The sequence below is a fragment of the Candidatus Methylarchaceae archaeon HK02M2 genome, assembly GCA_024256165.1.
In the GTDB taxonomy this organism is placed as follows: Archaea; Thermoproteota; Nitrososphaeria; order Nitrososphaerales; family JACAEJ01; genus HK02M2.
The window spans coordinates 1-2,891 of sequence record JAKLZG010000023.1; the positions used below are offsets into that span (position 1 = coordinate 1).

The following is a 2,891-nucleotide window of genomic DNA, read 5'->3' on the forward strand; positions in this document are numbered from 1 at the left end:
AATTATGCTGAAGCTCTTAGAGAAATCAGTGCCGCTAGAGAAGAAGTTCCAGGAAGGAAAGGATATCCAGGATATCTATATACAGACCTCGCTACAAATTACGAAAGAGCCGGTAGGGTAAAAGGTAAGAAAGGCAGCGTAACCCAGATGCCCATTCTCTCAATGCCAAGTGACGATATAACTCATCCTGTACCAGATTTATCAGGTTATATAACTGAAGGTCAATTAGTCTTAGGAAGAGAACTATACAGAAAAGAAATTTATCCACCACTTAGTGTGCTTATGAGCCTAAGCAGATTACAGAAGGACGGTATTGGTGAAGGAAAGACTCGCGAGGATCATGCAGATGTTAGCAACCAGCTTTATGCAGCCTATGCCAGAGCTCAAGAATTAAGAGCCTTAGCTGAAATTATTGGAAAAGCAGGTTTATCAGAAATGGATTTAAGTTATCTAAAGTTTGGGGATAATTTCGAAAATAGATTTTTAAAACAAGGATATGAAGAAAATCGGACCTTAGAGGAAACTCTTTCTTTGGCTTGGAGAGTTCTCTCAACACTTCCTGAAGCCGAATTGACGAAAATAAAAGAAGCTTTTTGTAAAAAGTTCTATTGTGTAACAGTAGAACCGGAGAAAGAAAGCTAATGTCTGTTAGCTTTGGTAGAAAAGTACTACCAACAAAACTTGAATTAATAAGGGTAAAAAGGAGTCTTCAATTCTCAAAAATAGTTTATAAGATTCTCGGAGATAAAAGAGAGATTCTGTTAAAAAGAATAGATGAAATGATGGCTGAAGCAGCCAAAGCAAGGGAAGGTATGTGGCAACCTTTGTCTGAAGCCTATGAATCTCTTTTTAATGCTTATATCAAAGTTGGTCCAGCAAAACTTGATTCTATAGGGATGACTACTCCTGAGCAGATCGAAATCAATGTTCATTCAAGAACTATTGTTGATGTTGAAGTTCCTACCTTACAGGTAACGCTAAAAGAAACTGGAATGACCTATGGCTTTATGGATACTAGCTACAATCTCGATGAAGCCACCAAAACAATGAGGAAGATATTGCCCGCAATATGCAAGGCTGCAGAATTGGAAAATGCAATTTTCAGCTTAGCTAGAGAACTCGATAAAACTCAACGTCTTCTTAATGCCTTAGAGTTTGTCATTATTCCACATTACGAAGAATCGATAAAGTACATAACCTCAACTCTTGAAGAGAGAGAAAGGGAAGAATTTGTAAGGCTTAAGCATGTAAAAAAAATATTAGAAAGGGGGAGATCAAGTTAATTGTCTGAAGAAAAGAATTTTGTAGAAAAAAGATTTGAAGAAACAAAAGAAAAAGTAAGAATAATGCATGAAATGTTTATTAAAGAAATAGGCGAAGAATTTAATCACTTAGAAAAAAAAGTTAATCAACAACTTCAAGAACTGAAATCAACCTAGTAAGTAAAAAAATAAAATTTTTTTATTTAGTTAATTCCGCTAGGAAATCATTGATATTATACTATTACAAACGTTTTTCTCTTTTTATTATTTCTCTAGCTACTATTATCCCAGATGTTGATGATTGCACCAAGCCTCTAGAAATTCCAGCACCATCCCCTGCTGTAAACAGATTCTTGATCTTAGTCTCAAGGACATTACTAAGTTCCAATCTAGAAGAATAGAATTTGACCTCGATACCATAAAGCAAAGTATGTCTTGAATATACTCCGGGTGTAATTTTATCTAAAGCGTGGAGCATCTCTTTTATATCGCCCAAGTATCGCCAAGGTAAAGCAAAACTCAAATCTCCCGGTTTAGCTTCTTCAAGAGTAGGCGTTACTATACTCCTACTAAGTCTTGAAGGAGTCGATCTTTTTCCTAATTCTAAATCACCAAATCTTTGTACAATAACAGATCCAACTAGTAAATTTGCTAGTTTGGCAATATATTTCCCATATGCTATTGGCTCTTTAAAAGGCTCTGTAAAAGAAGTACTTACTAAAATCGCAAAATTTGTATTATCAGTCTTTTTTTGAGCGTAACTATGACCATTTACAGATATCATGTCATCTTGGTATTCCGTTACAACTGAACCGTTAGGACACATACAAAATGTTCTAACCCTATCATCAAAATATTTAGAATAATAAACAAATTTTGATTCATATAATGTATCAGTAAGACAACTCATAACCGCTGCTGGTACCTCCACTCTCACGCCTATATCGACAAAGTTGCTGGTAATTTTTAGACCAAGTCTGTTAGCTTCATATTTAAGCCATTCAGCTCCACTTCTACCAGGTGAAGTTATAACGTACTTGGACAAAATTTTTTCACCGTCGCTAATCTCAATCCCTCGTGCGTGATTTCCTTTTGTGAGAATTCTAGTGACGTTTTTTTCCATATTAATGGAAATTTTTCCATCGATAGATTTTCTCATTTTTTTAAGAATTTCGGGACATAAATCAGTCCCAAGATGTCTGACTTTGCTGGGGATTAGTTTAAGATCTGCATGTGTAGCTTTTCTTGAGATTTCTGAAATTGCATCTTCATCATCTCCATATATTAACTTCGGAGCTCCGAATTTTAAATATGTTTTATCCACTTCTTCAATAAGTTCATGTAATTTTGTTTCTTCAACATAATCTTTGAGCCATCCTCCAGTTTCTGTAGAAAAGTTAAGTTTACCATCACTAAAAGCTCCCGATCCTCCCCATCCTGAAAGAATAGTACTTGGAGAACGATTACGTTTAAAGATATCTCTGCCTTTATCAAAGATTGCCACTTTTAGATCTGTTTTATCGCATAGTTCCAAAGCTGAGAAAATACCAGCTGGTCCAGCTCCAATTATTATGACATCATAATCAGTTTTATCATCCATTATATGCCTTTTATCGAGTGCTAATAGTA

At 35.2% G+C, this 2,891-nt stretch carries 4 protein-coding genes; 3 read left to right on the top strand and 1 reads right to left on the bottom strand.

Going from position 1 to position 2,891, the window contains the following annotated elements; all coding sequences use genetic code 11:
* From L6N96_01775 to L6N96_01785, 3 genes are all read left to right on the top strand, one after another.
* Positions 1–642 (top strand): V-type ATP synthase subunit B (locus tag L6N96_01775; GenBank protein ID MCP8322893.1); only part of this gene is annotated, 642 nt, incomplete at its 5' end.
* A complete protein-coding gene (locus tag L6N96_01780; protein MCP8322894.1) occupies positions 642–1,283 on the top strand; it encodes a V-type ATP synthase subunit D in 642 nt (213 codons plus the stop codon). The genes L6N96_01775 and L6N96_01780, both read left to right, overlap by 1 nt.
* Positions 1,284–1,439 carry a hypothetical protein gene (locus L6N96_01785; protein MCP8322895.1) on the top strand — a complete coding sequence of 52 codons (156 nt, stop codon included), beginning with the start codon at positions 1,284–1,286 and terminating at the stop codon, positions 1,437–1,439.
* A 64-nt stretch (positions 1,440–1,503) separates the two neighbouring features.
* On the opposite strand, the gene L6N96_01790 is transcribed toward L6N96_01785, so the two are convergent.
* On the bottom strand, positions 1,504–2,891 hold a 1,388-nt coding region (locus tag L6N96_01790; protein MCP8322896.1), incomplete at its 5' end, for an NAD(P)/FAD-dependent oxidoreductase.

What these genes read in the sequence shown, in the direction of transcription:
- L6N96_01780 (MCP8322894.1), top strand. Translation starts at nt 642, where the DNA reads ATGTCTGTTAGCTTTGGTAGAAAAGTACTACCAACAAAACTTGAATTA.